Origin of the sequence: Methylobacterium sp. BTF04 (assembly GCF_010692745.1) — a bacterium.
Classification (GTDB): domain Bacteria; phylum Pseudomonadota; class Alphaproteobacteria; order Rhizobiales; family Beijerinckiaceae; genus Methylobacterium.
Genome location: NZ_JAAHTB010000168.1, coordinates 1 through 1,620, shown reverse-complemented (window position 1 = coordinate 1,620; position 1,620 = coordinate 1). Strand labels below are relative to the sequence as shown.

Below are 1,620 nucleotides of genomic sequence, written 5' to 3'. Positions count from 1 at the left end.
TGAACGGGCGCTTTGCCGCTATGGCGAGCCACTATCTGTTCGACACAACCTTCTGCAATCCCGCATCGGGCTGGGAAAAGGGTCAGGTCGAGAAGAACGTCCAGGATACGCGTCGTCGGCTATGGCAACCGTTACCCAGCTTCGCCGATCTCGACGGGCTGAACGCCTGGCTCGAGACGCGCTGCATCGCGGCTTGGAAGGAGATCCCGCACGGGGAGCTTCCCGGCACGCTGGCGGATGCGTGGACCAATGAGGTGGCGAGCCTGATGCCGCTGGGCCGTCCCTTCGACGGCTTCGTCGAGCACACCAAGCGGGTCTCGCCGACCTGCCTCGTGCACTTCGAGCGCAACCGCTATTCGGTTCCGGCCTCTCTTGCCAACCGTCCCGTGAGCTTGCGGATCTACCCGCAGCGCATCGTTATCGCCGCGGAAGGCCGGATCCTGTGCGAGCATCCCCGGGTCATCGCGCGCGCGCATACCGTGGCCGGGCGCACGGTCTACGACTGGCGCCACTACCTGGCCGTCATCCAGCGCAAGCCGGGCGCCCTGCGCAACGGGGCTCCCTTCGCCGAGATGCCGGATGCCTTCCGGCGGCTGCAAGGTCACCTCCTCAAACATCCGGGCGGCGATCGAGAGATGGTGGAGATTCTGGCACTCGTGCTGCACCATGACGAGCAGGCCGTTCTCTGCGCGGTCGAACTGGCGCTCGACGGCGGCGTTCCCACCAAGATCCACGTCCTCAACATCCTGCACCGGCTGCTCGACGGTAAGCCATCGAGCGTGGCCACTATCGATGCCCCACAGGCGCTCGTCTTGCGCCAGGAGCCGAAGGCCGATGTCGAGCGCTACGACGCGCTCCGCAGGAAGGCGGTGCGCCATGCGTCATGATCCCGCCAGCGCCGCCATCATCGTCATGCTGCGCGGGCTCAAGATGTACGGCATGTCCCAGGCCGTCGTCGATCTTGTGGAGCAAGGCGCACCCGCCTTCGAGGTAACCGTCCCGCTCCTGTCCCAGCTGCTCAAGGCCGAGATGGCCGAGCGGGAGGTTCGATCCGTCGCCTACCAAATCAAGGCCGCCCGCTTTCCGGCCTACAAGGATCTGACCGCGTTCGACTTCGCTGCCAGCGAGGTCAACGAGGCCATGGTTCGCACCCTGCACGGAGGCGACTTCATCGACGGCGCACACAACGTCGTCCTGATCGGTGGCCCGGGCACCGGCAAGACGCATATCGCGACCGCCCTGGGCGTGCAGGCCATCGAGCATCATCGCAAGAAGGTCCGCTTCTTCGCGACAGTCGACCTGGTCAATGCACTTGAACAGGAGAAAGCCCAGAACAAAGCGGGACAGCTGGCCGAACGGTTGCTGCGCCAAGACCTGATCATTTTGGACGAACTGGGCTATCTCCCCTTCAGCGCATCAGGAGGGGCCCTGCTGTTCCACCTGCTGTCCAAGCTCTACGAACGCACCAGCGTCGTGATCACCACCAACCTCAGCTTTAGCGAATGGGCCGGGATCTTCGGCGATGCCAAGATGACCACCGCGCTGCTCGATCGCCTCACCCACCACTGATGGGGTGGACGGCCCCCGAACGGCATCGCTGTGCCAAGCTGAGGTCGTTGC

General features: G+C 64.6%; 2 pseudogenes. Both read left to right on the top strand.

The window, feature by feature from the left end:
• Positions 1–887 (top strand): annotated as a pseudogene (locus G3T14_RS24090) (IS21 family transposase); the annotation flags it as partial.
• Positions 877–1,566 (top strand): annotated as a pseudogene (gene istB, locus G3T14_RS24085) (IS21-like element helper ATPase IstB); the annotation flags it as partial. The pseudogenes G3T14_RS24090 and istB, both read left to right, overlap by 11 nt.
• Between the last annotated feature and the right edge of the window lie 54 nt (positions 1,567–1,620).